The organism is Brevibacillus fluminis (assembly GCF_003710825.1).
GTDB classification, from domain to species: Bacteria; Bacillota; Bacilli; order Brevibacillales; family Brevibacillaceae; genus Brevibacillus_D; species Brevibacillus_D fluminis.
Window position 1 is genome coordinate 105,606 of the sequence record NZ_RHHQ01000012.1, and the last position, 13,754, is coordinate 119,359.

General features: G+C 51.1%; 11 protein-coding genes. 7 read left to right on the plus strand and 4 right to left on the minus strand.

Annotated features, from left to right (window positions below):
- Nucleotides 1-15 precede the first annotated feature (15 nt).
- Nucleotides 16-975, plus strand: a complete 960-nt coding sequence (locus tag EDM56_RS14725; RefSeq protein ID WP_122919177.1) for an ABC transporter ATP-binding protein — start codon at nt 16-18, stop codon at nt 973-975.
- Between the two features lie 238 nt (nt 976-1,213).
- On the opposite strand, the gene EDM56_RS14730 is transcribed toward EDM56_RS14725, so the two are convergent.
- Entirely contained in the window at nt 1,214-3,280 is a 2,067-nt protein-coding gene (locus EDM56_RS14730; protein WP_122918659.1) for a sigma-54 interaction domain-containing protein, read from the minus strand.
- A 226-nt stretch (nt 3,281-3,506) separates the two neighbouring features.
- Between EDM56_RS14730 and EDM56_RS14735 the strand changes: the two genes are divergently transcribed.
- The 6 genes from EDM56_RS14735 to EDM56_RS14760 are packed head-to-tail and all read left to right on the plus strand — an operon-like array spanning nt 3,507 to nt 11,053.
- On the plus strand, nt 3,507-5,120 hold the full coding sequence (locus tag EDM56_RS14735; RefSeq protein WP_122918660.1) for a glutathione ABC transporter substrate-binding protein: 1,614 nt from the start codon (nt 3,507-3,509) through the stop codon (nt 5,118-5,120).
- 36 nt (nt 5,121-5,156) lie between these two features.
- On the plus strand, nt 5,157-6,077 hold the full coding sequence (gene nikB, locus EDM56_RS14740) for a nickel ABC transporter permease (RefSeq protein WP_122918661.1): 921 nt from the start codon (nt 5,157-5,159) through the stop codon (nt 6,075-6,077).
- A gap of 17 nt (nt 6,078-6,094) precedes the next feature.
- The gene (locus EDM56_RS14745) at nt 6,095-7,693 is read left to right on the plus strand and encodes an ABC transporter permease (RefSeq protein ID WP_122918662.1); all 1,599 of its coding nucleotides are present in this window, start codon (nt 6,095-6,097) and stop codon (nt 7,691-7,693) included.
- A gap of 10 nt (nt 7,694-7,703) precedes the next feature.
- On the plus strand, nt 7,704-8,672 hold the full coding sequence (locus tag EDM56_RS14750; protein ID WP_122918663.1) for an ABC transporter ATP-binding protein: 969 nt from the start codon (nt 7,704-7,706) through the stop codon (nt 8,670-8,672).
- Nucleotides 8,673-8,691: 19 nt separating this feature from the next.
- On the plus strand, nt 8,692-9,657 hold the full coding sequence (locus EDM56_RS14755) for an ABC transporter ATP-binding protein (protein ID WP_122918664.1): 966 nt from the start codon (nt 8,692-8,694) through the stop codon (nt 9,655-9,657).
- Between the two features lie 19 nt (nt 9,658-9,676).
- Nucleotides 9,677-11,053: a M20/M25/M40 family metallo-hydrolase gene (locus tag EDM56_RS14760; protein ID WP_183192448.1), complete on the plus strand. Its 1,377-nt coding sequence runs from the start codon at nt 9,677-9,679 to the stop codon at nt 11,051-11,053.
- A 49-nt stretch (nt 11,054-11,102) separates the two neighbouring features.
- Here EDM56_RS14760 and EDM56_RS14765 read toward each other — a convergent pair whose 3' ends face one another.
- The 3 genes from EDM56_RS14765 to EDM56_RS14775 form a co-directional block, all read right to left on the minus strand.
- Nucleotides 11,103-11,867, minus strand: coding sequence for a MerR family transcriptional regulator (locus EDM56_RS14765; RefSeq protein ID WP_122918665.1), 765 nt, complete (start codon nt 11,865-11,867; stop codon nt 11,103-11,105).
- 125 nt (nt 11,868-11,992) lie between these two features.
- Nucleotides 11,993-13,102, minus strand: coding sequence for a DUF4179 domain-containing protein (locus EDM56_RS14770; protein WP_122918666.1), 1,110 nt, complete (start codon nt 13,100-13,102; stop codon nt 11,993-11,995).
- Between the two features lie 11 nt (nt 13,103-13,113).
- Nucleotides 13,114-13,662: a sigma-70 family RNA polymerase sigma factor gene (locus EDM56_RS14775; RefSeq protein WP_122918667.1), complete on the minus strand. Its 549-nt coding sequence runs from the start codon at nt 13,660-13,662 to the stop codon at nt 13,114-13,116.
- Nucleotides 13,663-13,754: the final 92 nt, after the last annotated feature.

Here is a 13,754-nt window from a genome sequence, read left to right on the forward strand (position 1 = left end):
GTGGGCCGTGTATTGATGAAAGTCAGGAACCTGAAAACATACTTTCCTATCGAAAAAGGACTCTTTCGCAAGAAGCTGGGGACGATTCGTGCTGTAGATGATATCAGTTTTGATATCTATGAAGGTGAAACGCTTGCAATCGTTGGAGAATCGGGATGCGGCAAAAGTACCTTGGGTCGAACGCTGCTCCGCTTGCAAGAGGCGACAGAAGGGGAAGCAATTTTTGAAGAGCAAAACATATTTCAGTTGGGCAGTTCTGAACTGCGCCAATTGAGAAAGCAAATGCAGATCATTTTTCAGGACCCGTTCGCTTCCTTAAACCCGCGGATGAAAGTAATGGATATCATCGGAGAGCCATTAATCACGCATGAGTCGATGAGTCTGAAAGAAAAGGAAGAGCGTGTGCTGGAATTAATGGAAGTGGTCGGCTTACGCAAAGCGTATGGCTATCGGTATCCGCACATGTTCAGCGGGGGGCAACGACAACGGATCGGGATCGCCCGGGCACTGGCGCTTAACCCCAAGTTCGTTGTCTGTGATGAGCCGGTATCTGCGCTGGACGTATCGATTCAATCTCAAATTATCAATTTGTTGCAACGGCTTCAGGAGCAAAACAACCTTACGTATTTGTTCATCTCGCATGATTTGAACGTAGTCCGTTATTTTTCTGATAGGATCAGCGTCATGTTTCTCGGGAAGCTGATGGAGCTAGGACCGACGAATGAAGTGTATGAGCGTCCGCTGCATCCGTATACCAAATTTTTGATCGCGGCTGCACCGGTTGTGGACCCGCATGCAAGAAACAAGGAAAAGCTGATTCTTGAAGGGGAAATTCCAAGCCCGATCAATCCGCCAGCGGGCTGCCGTTTCCATACGAGATGCCCATACGTGCAAGAGGTATGCAAAAGGGAGGAACCGCAGCTGCAAGCAATCGATAATAGGCAGGTTGCGTGTCATTTTCCATTAGAAACATAGGTGGAGAAAAATAGAACTTACCTCCAGGCTAGTAATCACTCTACCAGTCTGGGGGTCCTTTTTGCCATTTTGACCTGTTGGTTGCGGGAAAAAATAGACCTTGCCCAATTCAGTTACACGGCTCAGTCATGAGCTTTTTTCGAATGACAGGCATTCTCGATGAGATGAGCCATTTCCGGACGAGGGTTTAATGTCATTACGAAATTTTATAGGTGACGTGAAAAGACCCCAGAGGAGATTATCCTCTGGGATTTTTATGTGAGGATAACCACGCATGCCCCGCCTCAGTCAGCCTCGTCCCGAATCGCCCGCGATTTTTCACGATATAGCCCCGCAGCTCCAACACGTCCAACCTGCTCCGAACCTGCTGCTCGCTCAGCGGCCGAGCCCAGCTTGCGGTCGACTCGGCGATGCTTCTCCGATTCGGCGTTGCCCCGCGCTCCGCAATGGCCTGCATACCGCGCAAAATAAGCAGCAGCTCGTCTTCTTCATCAGGAATGACCGGCGGCGCATTTGTTTGCGTGCGGGCCGCCCCACCGAGTAAGCCGGACGAATCGCCTCTTCGTTGAAAGCTGCTCTCATGGGGAATGTCCTCCATACGGAGCATATTGTCCTCACAAATCGCCAGCATGTAGTCGATCGTATTTTTCAGCTCCCGCACATTTCCGTACCAAGGCAAGGACACAAGCTTTTCGATAACCCCTGCCGTAACGGTTACATCCGAGTGCTGGCTGTGTCGGATGAACTGGCGAATGAGCAGCGGGATGTCGTCCGACCGTGTCCGCAGCGAAGGGAGGTCGACGAAGAGCACGCGCAGCCGGTGGTACAAGTCCTCGCGAAACGTCCCCTGATCGATCATTTGCAGCAAATTTTTGTTGGTGGCGGCGATAATCCGTACGTCGATCGGGATGATTTTACTGCCGCCGATGCGCATGATCTCTTTTTCCTGTAGCACACGCAAAAGTCTCGCCTGCAATTTGAGGCTGCTGTCGCCGATCTCATCCAAAAAGATCGTGCCGCCGTTCGCCTGCTCGAACAAGCCAACTTTTCCGCCCTTTTTCGCACCGGTGAAGGCGCCGTCCTCGTAGCCGAACAGTTCGCTTTCCATCAAGTCCTCGGAGATGGCGCTGAAATTGACAGCGAGAAACGGCCCTTTCTCTCGCAAGGAGGCGTTATGAATGGCGCTAGCAAAAAGCTCTTTGCCTGTGCCGCTTTCGCCTTGGATCAATAGGGTAAGCTCGGTTTTGGCGAGCTTTTTGGCGGCTGTCTTTGTTTGCGTAATAGCGCGGCTCTCCCCGATCAGATCGTCAAACGTATATTTGGCCACAAAGCCTTTCTTTTTCAATTCAGTACGCAGCGATCTCTCCAGCTCAATCGTTTTTCGTGCGTTCTTAAAGGTGGCTACGAGCGATTGGTCCTTGTTCAGCGGAAACCGTTGAACGACAGCCTCAACCTGGCCAAAGGCAAACCAGCGATTCTCTTCCTGGGAGGGAGACAGCAAAAAATCGACCAGCTCCGGGTGAGCGATGACCTGATCAATTTGTCTGCCGATGACTTGTTTGGGCGAGACGCCAAGCAGATGACCAAGCTCTTCATTGAATACGGTGATTTTGCCTTCCCGGGTAATCGTCAAAATCCCGTCGTTGACGCCATCCAGCACATCATTTAAGTGTTTGTTGAGATTCGTGGCGATTTGGTTCGTATCCGCCAGCCGCTTGCTCAGCTGGATGATTTTACGCAGGTAGCGCTGGGAAATGATATCGCCGGGCTCGTTGAGATGGAAGTGGTCCAAGATTTGATTGATCGTCGAGATATCCATCAGGCGCGGGCCGATGCTTACCACGTCCCGGACATGCTCAGGGATCAGCTCGAACGCACCGGGCGTCACCGCGATTTCGATTTTACGTGCATTTTGCAGACCGGGATAAAACGGAACGTAATGGATGTGATCGATCCCCAGCTTTTTCAACGAATCGATCGATTCCATGCACGTTTCCAAAGAATCGTTGACATAGAGAGCATTTGTCCCGGCAGGCAAATACAAGAGCTTGTCGATGTTTTCGTAGTTAATGATCCGTTTGGCGATGATGACCTTGCAGTTGCTGCCCAGGCAGTGATGGATTGCGGGATCTTCTAGTACCAAAGGGTGCGAGATGACGACCAGTTGATCGTGCAGCAATCCGGGAAGACCTTCTTCGATGGAATAGCTGGCGATCCGCACGTACCCATCCAAAATTTCCTGGAGCTGATTGACCAGCGCGGTGCGGGTGTCCTTGCTGCCTGCTAGTAAAACGAATTCATTCATCTCAGCGTTGACCTCGCTTTTGGTTATTTGGGTATGTTTGGGTAAAATGTGCACGTAAAATAACCGATTATTCTTTATCGTAAACCAATGAGCGGCTGATTGCACGCACAATTGAAGAGAAAAACCAAGGAAAATCAATGGTTGTGACAAGCCTCTTTTTTTGGCATAATTCATGCTTTTTAGCACTGTAGTTTCACTTAATTGAAAATAAGGGGAGAGATTTCAAGTGAAAGCGAGAAAAAAGTGGGTTTTGCTATCGGTCAGCTTTTTGCTGGCAACGGCTGTCATGACGGGCTGTTCCGGCACTAGTGGCCAACCACCGGCGACTGATCCAAAAACAGCGGAGAAAGCGCAGCAAACCGAAACAACCAAAGTGGAGCAAAATGCGGAGGTTACGGTGGCATTGGAAGCGGAAGCGACCTCGCTTGACCCGTGGAATTCGACCGACAGCAACACGCTGCACATTTTGTCCACGATGTTCGAAGGGTTGCTGACACTGGATGAAAACGGGGAGATCCTACCGGTTCTTGCAACCGATTACAAGCTCAGTGCTGATGCGACATCCTTGACCTTTCATTTGCGCAAAGGGGTTCTCTTTCACGATGGCACTCCTTTTGATGCACAGGTCGTAAAAGCGAATTTGGATTATGTCCGCGACAAGGCGAATGGCATGGCGCGAGCGAGCTTTTTCGGCTTTATTAAGGAGGTTACGGTCGCAGACCCGTACACGGTCACCGTCACAGCCAAGGAGCCTGATTCTGCGATGGTCGCGTATATGGCGCATCCGTCTGCCAGCTTCAAATCGCTAAAAGAGCTGCAAAAGAAGATCGACGATCCGAAATACAGCTTGGACCGCAATCCGGTAGGAACGGGTCCTTACAAGTTCAGTGAATGGAAAAATGGCCAATCCATAAAAGTGACAGCCTTTACAGACTATTGGAATAAGGAAAAACCAGCAAAGCTTGCAGCAATTGTGTTCAAGCCGGTGACGGAGGCAAGTACGCGGGTCAACATGCTCAAAGCGGGCGAGGTGGATCTTGTGACCAGCCTGCCTACGCTTGATGCGCGAAAAATGGGGACAGATTCGAGTGTGGACGTGTTTTCCGGCCCTTCGCTCAACATGCTTTATGTCGGCATCAATGCAAAGCTGGACAAGTACAAGGACAAACGTGTGCGCCAAGCATTAAACTATGCGATCAACAAGGAGCAGCTAATCAGTCAGGTGGCGGATGGGTTCGGCACTGTCGCCGATTCGCCGTTGTCCCCGTTGGTCAAAGGGTATGCCAAGCAGCAAAGCTACGCGCATAACGTGGATAAGGCGAAGGCGCTTTTGGCGGAAGCCGGCTATCCGAATGGCTTCACTGCGACACTATGGACGCGCAACTCGACCGAGTTCGTCGCCATTGCGGAAAATATCAAAATCCAGCTGCAAAGCGTAGGGATCAAAGTCGAGGTACAGGCATACGAGAGCGGCACGCTGTTTGAGAAACTGGATTCCGGCCAAGGGACCGACTTGTTCATCGGGCGATGGGGAACGGGCACGGCGGAAGCGGATTGGGGCTTGCGGCCAAATTTTGCCTCGGATCGGGTTCCACCGAATTATAACAACTCGGGCTTCTATATGAACAAACAAGTCGATCAACTCTTAAACGATGCGCTTAAAATGACAGACAACAAAGCAGCACAACAAAAATATGCCGATGCGCAAAAGGTCATCATGGATGAAGCACCATGGATTTTCCTGTACGTTCCTGACGTAGTGATCGCGAAACGGAAAAACGTTTCCGATGTGTCGGTTGCGCTTGATACCGTTCGGCTTAATGCGGCTTACAAAAAATGAGCGCAAGTTTTAGTTTCTGTAGAGAAGGTGTAGCGAGTGGCTAGATATGTGTTAAAACGCGTAATCGGCATCATTCCGATTGTAGCGGTCGTCTCGATCATTTCATTCTTGTTCGTGCATCTGACGCCGGGAGACCCGATTCGCATCATGTACGGTGCCGATATGGATCTGGCTACCTATGAAACGATGAAAGCGAAGTTGGGCTTCAATGATCCGCTTTATGTGCAGTATGGGCGGTACCTCGGACAAATTCTTTCCGGCGATTTCGGTATTTCGTATAAAACAAAAACAAATGTGTCCGATGAGATCGGCAGGCGTTTTCTGTACACGCTGGGCTTAACGTTTGCCAGCATGTTCTGGGCCTTGTTGATCGGGTTGGTTGTCGGCATTTATTCTGCCGCCAAACGCAAATCGTTTTGGGATCGGCTGGGAATTATCTCGACCACGACAATCATCAGTATTCCTGAGTTTTGGTTCGGGCTCATGCTGATGCAGGTTTTCGCGGTCCAATTGGGGTGGCTGCCAACAAGCGGCAGCGGCACCTTTGCCCACCTGATTCTTCCGTCGATTACGCTTGGATTCGGCGTAGCGGCAATCATTGCCCGCTTCACGCGTTCCAGTGTTTTGGAGGTGCTGCAGGAAGATTTCGTACGAACGGCCCGGGCAAAAGGGCAGCGGGAGTCCGTCATCATTTGGACCCATGTGCTGCGCAACGCGCTGATTCCCGTCATTACGATGACCGGGCTGCAGTTTGGCTTTTTGCTTGGAGGAGCGGTGGTAGTTGAGCAGGTTTTTGCCTGGCCGGGGTTGGGATCGTACTTGATCGATTCGGTGCTTGCCCGCGATTATCCGGCGATGCAGGCGCTCATCTTGCTCTTTTCCGTCCAGTTCCTCATCGTCAATCTGCTGGTCGATATCAGCTACAGTCTCGTGAATCCGCAAATCCGCTATGAATAACCAAGAGGAGCAGACGTATGAAGAGCCAGATTCATGAAGAAGCATCACGCAATCAGCCGGATGTCCGTGTACCGCGACATCGGGAAGTGAAGACGTACTCGCCCGTTCAGTTATTCCTGAAAAAATTCAAGAAACAATCGATGGCGGTTGCCGCCCTTTGGGTGTTGATCGCAATCTTCCTGCTTGGGCTTGCAGGTCCCTGGATCACCCCCTTTGACCCGAACCGATCCGTGACCGAACAATATGCGGAAAAGGGAATCGATCGGGCGAAGGGAAGCATGGGGGTGATTCACATAACGGGTAAGATGAGCGATGGAACCGAACGTCCTGTGACGGATCTCACGCTGCAAAGCGCGAACCGGCAGATTGCCTTAGCTAGTGAAGATAACGGCGCCATCAGCGTGACGCCGATCGGACAAGGAAGCACCACTGTGCTCATTGCCAAGGGCAACATCTCGGCACAGGTCAAAGTGGACGTTTCGGTTGCAGATTCCCCGCCAATCGTCACCCAGCTTGTGCTGCGCGGCCCGACAGGCATCGTTAAAAAGGGGGATTCGTTCCGGCTTGAGCTGGAGGCTGTGCTTTCAAACGGTGAAAAGCTGGTTGGTTGGGAGCAAATTCAAAGCAAGCTGAAGCAATCGCTTGGGACAGGCACGTCAGAGAAAGGTGAAAGCAACGGGTTTTTAACAGGGAAGAAAAAGACGGACGCCGAGCAGGTTCGCATTGAATCGATGAATGATCAGGTGCTGCGCGTAAGTCCCGATGGCACGGTAACTGCGCTTGGCTCTGGAAGCAGCGAGGTCAAAGCATCGCTCGGGCTCGTTTCCACAATCGTGCCGATTGCTGTTGACACGATGCACAAAGAACCCATGCTCGTCCAGCTTGTGGCGGATCAGCCAAAAATCGCGCTGCACGACAGCAGTAAGCATCAGCCGCCGTCCATGCTTCATTGGTTTGGGACCGATCACCAGAATCGCGATATTTTCAGTCGTGTGCTGGCCGGAACACGGGAAACGCTGTTCATCGGATTCGTCTCCGTAGGGATGGGGGCGGTGATCGGGACGCTGCTTGGCCTTTTGGCCGGCTATTACGGCAGATGGGTCGATTCGAGCATTACCCGACTGACCGATATCTTGCTTGCGTTTCCTGGGATTTTACTAGCGATCGCGGTTATCGCCGTCTTGGGAGCGGGGATGACCAACATTATTTTTGCAGTCGCCGTGTTTACCGTACCGATCTTTATCCGCATCGTCAGGGGGAGCACCTTGTCCCTCAAGCAGATGACGTATGTGGAGGCGGCGAAATCGATCGGCGTGCAAGATGCGGTGATTATCATGCGTCATATTTTGCCCGGGATGCTGCCTGTCGTGATGGTTTATTTGACGATGAGGATCGGTACCGCGATCTTGCTAGGCGCGGCGCTCAGCTTTCTCGGACTGGGCGGAGATATTACGGCGCCGGAATGGGGCGCGATGTTGAGCGCGGCCAAAGACAACAGCCGGAATTTGTTCTATCCGACATTTTTCCCGGGGATCGCGATCGTGTTGACCGTCGTCAGTTTCAATCTGCTTGGTGACGGGCTGCGCGATACGCTCGATCCCAAGCTGAAGGAGTAGGAAACCGAGAATGAAAAAGCCGATATTGGAAGTCAAAGAACTGCGGGTGAATTTTGCAAAAGAAGAGGAAGAAGTTACGGTCGTCAACGACATTTCCTTTGCGGTGCATGCAGGAGAAACGCTGGGGATTGTTGGGGAATCGGGCTGTGGCAAAAGCATCACGTCATTATCGATCATGCGCCTGATTCCTAGCCCGCCCGGTCGTATCGCTTCCGGACAAATCGTTTACAACGGCAGAGACTTGATGCGGTTGTCGGATGAAGAGATGCGAGGTGTGCGAGGTAACGAGATTTCGATGATCTTTCAAGAGCCGATGACCTCCTTGAATCCCGTCTTCACGATTGGCAAGCAACTCGATGAAGTCATTTCCCTGCATACAAGCGCCACCAGGCAGGAGGCAAAAGAACGATCCATCGAGATGCTCAAACTCGTCGGCATTTCACGCGCGGAGCAAATTTATCAAAGCTACCCGTTTGAATTGTCGGGCGGAATGAGGCAACGGGTGATGATCGCGATCGGGATGGCGTGTCAACCCAAGCTGTTGATTGCCGATGAGCCGACGACTGCGCTGGATGTGACGATTCAGCTGCAAATTTTGGACCTGATGAGACAGCTGCAGGAGAAGGAAAACACGGCGATCATGCTGATTACCCATGATCTCGGTGTCGTCGCTGAAATGTGTGATCGCGTAGTGGTGATGTATGCAGGGGAGATTGTGGAAGAGGCGGAAGTGGATGATTTGTTCCATGACCCGAAACACCCTTATACGATCGGTTTGCTGCTCTCCATTCCATCCGCAGAGGAAAAAAGAGGCCGCTTGCATTCGATCAAAGGGCAAGTGCCGCCAGCAGGAACGATCACCCGAGGATGCCGCTTCGCCGATCGGTGCGAGCGCGCCTTTGACCGATGCTGGGAGGAAGACCCCGAGCTGATTGCGGTGGGGAACAAGCATACATGCCGTTGCTGGCTGTATGTCTAGGTGAATGGAGGCGAAAGGAATGGAACCGCTTTTAGAAGTGAATGAGATGAAGGTGCATTTTCCAGCCAAGAGCGGGGCGTTGACCAAAACGAATGGTCTGGTGAAGGCGGTCGATGATGTCTCGTTTACCATCCGGCAAGGAGAGACGCTCGGGCTTGTGGGAGAATCAGGCTGCGGCAAATCGACGACAGGACGGGCGATCATGCAGCTGGTCAAGCCGACGGCCGGCGAAATCCGTTTTGCGGGAAAGAGCCTGGCAGCCCTTCCGGCGAGAGAATTGAGGCAGAACCGCAGACATTTGCAGATGGTGTTCCAGGATCCGTTCTCGTCGCTCAATCCACGGCTGACGGTCAAAGAGATTTTGGATGAGCCGCTGAAAGCACACAGGCTGGGCGACGCGCGGGAGCGGACGGAAAAAATACGCCAGATCATGGAGGTCTGCGGGCTAGACCACACCTATACCAATCGCTACGCGCACGAATTTTCAGGAGGGCAGCGGCAGCGGATCGGCATTGCCCGTGCTCTCATCCTCCAGCCGCAGCTGGTGGTCGCGGATGAACCTGTCTCCGCATTGGATGTGTCGATCCAATCGCAAATTTTGAATCTCATGCAGGATTTGCAAGAAGCGTTTGGGCTGACCTATTTATTCATCTCGCATGATCTCGGGGTCGTGCGTCATATCTGTAATCGTGTGGGTGTCATGTACTTGGGCAGGATGGCAGAGCTGGGGACCACGGAGGCCTTGTTTAGCAATCCATTGCATCCGTACACCAGAACGCTGTTGAACGCGATCCCAGTGCCAGACCCCAGAAAAAGAAAAGAGCGAATCGTCTTGCAAGGGGATGTGCCGTCACCGGTTAATCCGCCTGCGGGATGCGCGTTTTGGGGACGATGCCCGAACGTGATGGAGATGTGCAAGGAAGTTAGGCCGCGCATGATTCAGGTGAACGATCAGCAAAGCGTGGCGTGCCATCTGTACGGTTGAAAAAGGAAAGGGAGATAGGATGGAAGAGGGGAAAAACGTGGGCTTGGCTACGGTTGAGCAATTGATTGAAGAGCGAAACGAACACTACCTACAGCGTTTGTTTGCCTTGTTGAAGCAGGAAAGCATCAGCACGATGAACAAAGGCGTGCGGGAGTGCGCAGAGTTGTTGAAACAAGTGATGGAGGAGTGCGGCATCTCGAGCCGTCTGATCGAAACAGCCGGACATCCGGTCGTTTACGGAGAATGGATCAAGGAAGAAAATGACTTCACGGTGCTAATCTATGGTCATTATGATGTGCAGCCTCCCGATCCGATCGAAGAATGGGAATCGCCTCCCTTTGAACCGACGATTCGGGATGGCAGGATTTATTGCCGTGGGGTCGGTGACAACAAAGGGCAGCTGATGGCACAAGTACTGGCAATCAAAACGATGCTGGACTGTTATGGGGAGCTGCCGGTCAATGTGAAGCTAGTGTTTGAGGGCGAGGAGGAGAATGGCAGCCCCCATCTCGCCGCTTTTGTCGAGGAGCACAAGGAATTGCTGGCATGTGACCTCGTCTATACATCCGATGGGCCGATGCATGCCAGCGGTATTCCTTCCGTCGAGCTAGGTGTTAGAGGGATATTGGGTGTCGAGCTGGTGGCGCACGGAGCTAAATGGGATCATCATTCCGGCAATATGGGCAATATCGCACCGAATCCGGCCTGGATGCTGATCGATCTGTTAAAAACGATGCGAGATGAAAAGGGCCGGGTGCTGATCGAAGGCTTTTACGATCACATCCGACAGCCAACCGACTACGAGCTTGGATTGTTCCGCAAGCTGCCCTTCGATCGGGAGGAGCTGATCAAGCAGATCGGCTATCCGGAGTTTGAAGCAGACGCAGAAACCTTTTACCGACAGCTATCGTTGGAACCGACTTTTAATATTTGCGGGTTTCATAGCGGATATGGGGGAGAGGGGTCCAAGACGATCATTCCTGCGAGAGCAAGCGTGAAAATGGATATCCGGCTTGTCGTCGATCAGGATCCGGCAGATATTTTTCAAAAGTTTTGCGCCCATGTGAAGAAGCACGCACCGGACATTGAGGTCCTGCATCAAGGGGAGATGAAGCCATCGCGAACTCCCGCTGACTTGGAAATCATCAGCGTGATTGTACAGGCGGTAGCGGATGCTTATACGGTCGAGCCGCTGTTGGTACCCGGCGTCGGAGGCAGCTTGCCCGATTACGTCTGGACACAAATATTGGGCGTTCCTTCCGTGATGGTCCCCTATGCCAATGCGGATGAAGCGAATCATGCGCCGAATGAAAACATGTCCGTTGCTCTGTTTTTCAAAGGCATTTCGTGTACGTGTCATGTCCTGCATCGTTTGGGAGAGTTTTCGCAAAAGTAAGAGGAAAAGTAGCAAAGGGGGAGCGCCAGTATCGGACGCCCCTCCTTTTTTATTCCGCCAATCGGTCGCAATACACATGCATCGCTTCGCGTAAAAATGCCGCCAGTCCTGGATGATGCTTATCGATGTTTTTGGTGAACCGTTCATCCTGCACGTACAAATCGCCCAATCCGCGAAAAATCTCCGGCGTACAGTCGTAAAAATTGGCGGTGATGTGCGCGCGTAGCCGGGCGACGGCTGCTTGCACCTGCGGGTCGGCGGGGCCGTTTGGCATACCGGCGATGACCTGCTGATAAATGTCGTTCCATTGGTCGTTAATGGATGCCCAATCGTCTTTGGTATAAGCGGAGGTCCGCTTTTCGCTCTCATCCACAATCTCTTTGCCGTACAGGTGGCGCGCCTCATCGGCGTACGTTTCCCGATGCTTCTCAATCTCTTCCATCGAGAAACCCTCGAACATTTTGTCAGTTTCCATTTTGCTTCCTCCCTCGATTGATTCAATGGTTTTGTCTACGGTGCGGATCATTTCCTCAAGCCGCTGCTTCTTTTGCAACAGCAGCTCCCGATGAGATTGCAGGGCATGCTTGCGATCGAACGCGGGATTGTCCAGAATCGCTTTGATTTCCTGGAGATTGAAGCCGATTTCTTTGAAAAACAGGATCTGCTGCAGCGTTTCCAGATTCTCATCGGTATAGAGTCGGTAGCCAGTCGGAGTGGTGGAATCCGGCTTCAAAAGGCCGATCTCATCATAATGATGGAGCGTGCGCACACTGATGCCGACCAGCTCGGCTACGGCTTTTACTTTGTATGCCATCTCATCACCTCCACAAGTAGAGCGTACTTTATCACGTTGCGTGAGGGTCAACAGGAAAAATGAAAATGGGGAAAACAAAGAGGTGCTCAGTCAAGCCGGCTTTCTTACTTTCAAATATTCTTTACCTACTTTATCTCTATCGTAATCTCCGGCATGGTAACTTTTTTGTTTTCCTTTGTGCCCACAGGCGTTTCTTTTTTCTCTTTTCCGTTCTCATCAAAAGAAACCCCGCCTTTATTTTCTGAGATGTAGATGATTGGCGTAATCGTCAGCTTCGAGGCTTTCTCCTCCAACTTTCTGAAGGTCATGCTCCATTTCATGATCCCCGTAGAGGAATCGCCATGTCCGCCGTTATCTTCGCCCTCATACACATTGCCCAAATCATCCTTGACAATCAGATGGGCGCTTACATCCTGCAAACGATCCCGGTATTCATCTGGCACTTGCTGTGTATAGTCCGTTACGAATGACATCGGGGTTCGTTTGATTTTGTCAATCGTTACGACGAAGCCGTCTTTCTCAGTACGTTTATGAACAAGCTTCGCATCGCTTTCCACAGTTTGCAGCTTAAAGGAAAACGACCATTTTCCGTCGATCTCTTCTTGCTGATTGTTCTCGATTTTTAGGATGTTGTTGATAGACAGCTGGCACTCTACCTGTTCCATCTCCCCAGCGATACTGTAGTTTGCTTGCCCGACGTAAGTGTTCGGCGCTACTTTCTCTACATGATTGCTTCCCGTCAGTCCGCCATTATAGTTATGGATAAGCAAGGAAGGTCCTACACCGATTAATGGCGATTCCCCGAGATCTTGAGGAGACTTTACTTCGTACGTATAGGAAATGGTTTTGCCATCAAAAACGGCATTCTTCACTGTGATCTGAATCCCGTTGCTCTCTTTGCTCACATTCACCTCGTTGGCATTGGTCTGGTACAAATCATACACACCTGTTCGGCCGCTATCCAAAAAACGGAAAATATCACCGATAACCGGAATACCAGCGGCGTAGGCCGGATCGTTTATTCCCAGATAAGCAGTACCTCCAACCAGAAGACCAGCGAACGCTGCCGCGATCACTTTCGTTCCGGCCCATCCCTTCTTCTTTCTAACCGATTCCAGCAATCGTTTTTTCACTTTTGCTTTTTCAAGCATGGTAACCTTCGTCGCTTCCTCGATTTCTCTCATTTCCACCTCATCGACCTCTACTTCTTTCAATAACCGGTAAATATCCCGCATGGCTCTCTCTCCTATCTGTTCATTGTCGCCTGTTCGGCCAACTTTTTCTTTCCGCGGAAAACTCTATTGTCCACAGCCGTCCTGGTAAGCCCTAACTGATTGGCGATATCGTCTGATTTGACGCCCAAGAAATATTTCATTGTGAATATTTTCTGATCAATCGGCTGCAATGTATGGATGAACGCCATAAGCTCTCGCTTACTCTCATGCAGCACAACCTGATCTTCCGTCGATAAACCATGTGTGATACTCTCGGCTTCCAAGGAGACCTCGTCGCGCTTCACCATCTTCCGGTAGTAGTCAATGGCTTGATATTTGGCTATTTTATAGAGCCATTTTTTAAAATCCTCTCCTTCTCCTTCGAATTGATTGGCATGATTCCATACCGCCAGGAAAACATCGTTTATGCATTCCTCAAACTCTCCGGACTGGTATGTCGGGCCTAATACTTTGCACACGGTACCTTTCACAAGTCCCAAATATTTGTCTACGATATACTCTAAAGCGTCTTCTTTTTTCTTTTTTAATCGCTCGATGTAATTCCGTTCATCACATCTCATTTCTATAATTCCTCCCAGATATTCGGTAAAGGCCTTTACATCATAGACAACGAACAAAATTCGACTTTCTCTCGCAAATTCGCACTTTTTTT

Excerpts from the sequence above, each read along its gene's own strand:
- EDM56_RS14725 (WP_122919177.1), top strand. The coding sequence starts at position 16 with ATGAAAGTCAGGAACCTGAAAACATACTTTCCTATCGAAAAAGGACTC.
- EDM56_RS14730 (WP_122918659.1), bottom strand. The coding sequence starts at position 3,280 with ATGAATGAATTCGTTTTACTAGCAGGCAGCAAGGACACCCGCACCGCG.
- EDM56_RS14745 (WP_122918662.1), top strand. The coding sequence starts at position 6,095 with ATGAAGAGCCAGATTCATGAAGAAGCATCACGCAATCAGCCGGATGTC.
- EDM56_RS14750 (WP_122918663.1), top strand. The coding sequence starts at position 7,704 with ATGAAAAAGCCGATATTGGAAGTCAAAGAACTGCGGGTGAATTTTGCA.
- EDM56_RS14755 (WP_122918664.1), top strand. The coding sequence starts at position 8,692 with ATGGAACCGCTTTTAGAAGTGAATGAGATGAAGGTGCATTTTCCAGCC.
- EDM56_RS14760 (WP_183192448.1), top strand. The coding sequence starts at position 9,677 with ATGGAAGAGGGGAAAAACGTGGGCTTGGCTACGGTTGAGCAATTGATT.
- EDM56_RS14765 (WP_122918665.1), bottom strand. The coding sequence starts at position 11,867 with ATGGCATACAAAGTAAAAGCCGTAGCCGAGCTGGTCGGCATCAGTGTG.
- EDM56_RS14770 (WP_122918666.1), bottom strand. The coding sequence starts at position 13,102 with ATGCGGGATATTTACCGGTTATTGAAAGAAGTAGAGGTCGATGAGGTG.
- EDM56_RS14775 (WP_122918667.1), bottom strand. The coding sequence starts at position 13,662 with ATGAGATGTGATGAACGGAATTACATCGAGCGATTAAAAAAGAAAAAA.